At 35.2% G+C, this 2,562-nt stretch carries 6 protein-coding genes; all 6 read left to right on the forward strand.

Features of this window, described 5'->3' with window-relative positions; translation table 11 throughout:
- Positions 1–442 precede the first annotated feature (442 nt).
- Positions 443–712: a hypothetical protein gene (locus tag IQ228_RS24610; protein WP_027404737.1), complete on the forward strand. Its 270-nt coding sequence runs from the start codon at positions 443–445 to the stop codon at positions 710–712.
- A gap of 270 nt (positions 713–982) precedes the next feature.
- Positions 983–1,207 carry a hypothetical protein gene (locus IQ228_RS24615; protein WP_027404736.1) on the forward strand — a complete coding sequence of 75 codons (225 nt, stop codon included), beginning with the start codon at positions 983–985 and terminating at the stop codon, positions 1,205–1,207.
- A 5-nt stretch (positions 1,208–1,212) separates the two neighbouring features.
- Positions 1,213–1,569 carry a hypothetical protein gene (locus IQ228_RS26980; RefSeq protein ID WP_228044067.1) on the forward strand — a complete coding sequence of 119 codons (357 nt, stop codon included), beginning with the start codon at positions 1,213–1,215 and terminating at the stop codon, positions 1,567–1,569.
- Between the two features lie 2 nt (positions 1,570–1,571).
- Positions 1,572–1,865: a DUF3349 domain-containing protein gene (locus IQ228_RS24625; protein ID WP_027404735.1), complete on the forward strand. Its 294-nt coding sequence runs from the start codon at positions 1,572–1,574 to the stop codon at positions 1,863–1,865.
- 53 nt (positions 1,866–1,918) lie between these two features.
- Positions 1,919–2,191, forward strand: a complete 273-nt coding sequence (locus IQ228_RS24630) for a hypothetical protein (RefSeq protein ID WP_015083190.1) — start codon at positions 1,919–1,921, stop codon at positions 2,189–2,191.
- On the forward strand, positions 2,188–2,439 hold the full coding sequence (locus IQ228_RS24635) for a clan AA aspartic protease (protein ID WP_035083571.1): 252 nt from the start codon (positions 2,188–2,190) through the stop codon (positions 2,437–2,439). The genes IQ228_RS24630 and IQ228_RS24635 overlap by 4 nt, the downstream gene beginning before the upstream one ends.
- Positions 2,440–2,562 lie beyond the last annotated feature (123 nt).

The following is a 2,562-nucleotide window of genomic DNA, read 5'->3' on the forward strand; positions in this document are numbered from 1 at the left end:
GTTAATTATCCAAGCAAAAGAAGGTAGGTTTTATAAAAAACCTATTTTAACAATTCAATTAGATAATACCGAATATCCTGAACTTATAGTTACAGAAAAAACAAAGATTGCTGCAAGTGTAGATTATAAAATAAAAGATAATCACACATTTTACATAGTGAAAAAATAATGAAATCGCTCTTAGTTAGATTATGGTAGAGAAGTGCGATTGTGCGGAACTCAGTACCAGAAGGCGATAGCGAAGCGCTCCGCAGGAATCGCTCTTAGTTAGACTATGGTGGAGATGTGCAATTGTGCGTAACTCAGTGTCAAAGGCGATAGCGAAGCGCTCCGCAGGAATCGCTGAGATCAGGTCAGTGAAAAAACAAGTTTCAGGTTATAGAATATAGAATTAGTCCAGATGGTAGTAATATTCCACTTTACTATGGGGAGATAAAAATAAATGCAGACAACCAATACCACGTCATACCCCGCACCAGATATAGTGAAGAATAACTGGGAATTTACAGAAGTATGGATAGATCCGATGTTATCACCGACCTATATTCTGTTATTACTTTGCGACAGTGAAGGAAATTGTCAAATTTATGATCCAAAACAAGGTGAGAAGGTTGTATTTTCTAGTAATAATTATGAAGCAGCTAAGTTATGGTTACTAGAAGATGAGTATGAACCAGTTGAAGGTAGGCTTTTAGCTGCGGAATTAGTGTGAGTTAGTATATTTTTTGTTTCGCGCAGAGGCGCAAAGATGCAAAGAGGAGAAGGAGTGATATATTCGTTATAATGAGTTTTATTGAGGAGTACGGGTCATTCCTACATCTGAGCAGAAAACGCAGTTATTTATTTTGTGTTGTTGGTTAACTAAACTATATTTACCCATAAACTTGGTTCGAGTTGATAAACGTACAGGTAATGTATTTATTCTCGCGGGTGAAGAGAATATGATAGAAATATATCCTAATGGTAAATGGAGGTATGTGGTATGAGTCAGCCTAACTTCCAAGGTATGAGTACAAAGCAATTACGTGCTTATGTTTTATCTCATCGAGATGATCAAGAGGCATTCTACATTTATGTAGATAAATTAAATGCTGAGGCAAATTGGGTGGAAATGCCACCATCAGAATCTGTTGATGATTTGATGAATTTTCCTGAGTTTTTGCAGCGTCTTAGTAATGGTAAAAGATTAATTGAAAGTGAAGAATAACTATTATGATTTTTACTGATGTGTTAGAAGCAATAAAAGGGTTTTCAATTGAAGAAAAGTTACAAATTCAATTGTTATTGCAGCAATATTTAAGAGAAGAACGCCGCGAGGAAATTTATCAAAATTTGCAAGCACCGAAGCGAGAAGAAGAAAATGGTGAACTTACATTTTCCGCAAATATTGATGAATTCAAACAACAGTTTCTCAGCCATCGTGAACTTATAAAGTTACCTATAGAGGAACGAAAAAAGATTTTAGCGTCACAATCTGATTTAATGTTAGAGCATTACCAGCAAGATAAAGAATGGCAAGAATTACAAACGGGAGACATTCATCCACCTTTTCCTTTGACTGGTAATTAATCATGCAAATCACTATTTCACCACATCTACAAAGTACATATAAATTAATTCCAAATGCTTTCCCCAAGGGAATAGAATCACAATCTTATTTACCGCTTTTAGCATTACTCAGTGAAGAAATGTCAGATAGAAATTTAGCTGAAGTTGTAGCTTATTATAGCGGTAAAGATTATAGTCTTGTCCTCAATGATGTATATCGGATACAGTCAATTGATGTACCCACATCTGAAGCTATTGCTAATTTAAAGGAAAAATTACTTGTGTGTGGTTATGAACAGTGGCTTGAAGAAGAATAAACTGTACTACTAATCAAGTATAATAAACTAATCACGAAAAAGGATGAAACAAAATGCAAGCCATTCTCCTCAGCAGCGAAGAAGTTGCCAAACGTGCCAAAGAATTATATGAAAATGGCATTCGTCAACAAGTAGAAACAGCAGAAAACATCGGTAAAATGATAATTATTGATATAGAAACAGGTGAATATGCTATTGATAAAACAGGCATAGAATCAGCGCATTATTTACGGAATAAAAACAGATTTGCTCGACTTTTTGGTATTCGCATTGGTTACAAAGTGGCTGCATCATTTAGTGGAGAAATGGAGCGTGATTATCCATGATAACTGGCATTATCAAAAATGGACGTGCAACTGTTAATGTCATATTTCGATTGCCAGAACAACCAGATTTTACAATTGAATTTGTGATTGATACAGGTTTTACAGAATTTCTTTCCTTACCTCCCGCAGCCGTGAATCTTTTGGGATTCCCTTTTGTTTATGATATGTACGCAAATTTAGCAGATAATAGCCGTGTGCTTTTACCAGTACATCAGGCTACTATTATTTGGAATGGTGAGGAAAGGTAACCGTTCACGGGGGGTACAAAAAACACTCTATATGAGATTCCACGAAAACAGCATGAAAAACGTTATAGATTTGATTTTTTTGGGTCATTTGAAATTCGCAAAATCTCTATATCGGTTTGCTAA

This window comes from Dolichospermum sp. LEGE 00246, assembly GCF_015207865.1.
Taxonomy (GTDB): domain Bacteria; phylum Cyanobacteriota; class Cyanobacteriia; order Cyanobacteriales; family Nostocaceae; genus Dolichospermum; species Dolichospermum heterosporum.

Bases quoted from the DNA above. Each gene is read 5' to 3' on its own strand.
- IQ228_RS24610 (WP_027404737.1), top strand. From the start codon at position 443: ATGCAGACAACCAATACCACGTCATACCCCGCACCAGATATAGTGAAG.
- IQ228_RS24615 (WP_027404736.1), top strand. From the start codon at position 983: ATGAGTCAGCCTAACTTCCAAGGTATGAGTACAAAGCAATTACGTGCT.
- IQ228_RS26980 (WP_228044067.1), top strand. From the start codon at position 1,213: ATGATTTTTACTGATGTGTTAGAAGCAATAAAAGGGTTTTCAATTGAA.
- IQ228_RS24625 (WP_027404735.1), top strand. From the start codon at position 1,572: ATGCAAATCACTATTTCACCACATCTACAAAGTACATATAAATTAATT.
- IQ228_RS24630 (WP_015083190.1), top strand. From the start codon at position 1,919: ATGCAAGCCATTCTCCTCAGCAGCGAAGAAGTTGCCAAACGTGCCAAA.
- IQ228_RS24635 (WP_035083571.1), top strand. From the start codon at position 2,188: ATGATAACTGGCATTATCAAAAATGGACGTGCAACTGTTAATGTCATA.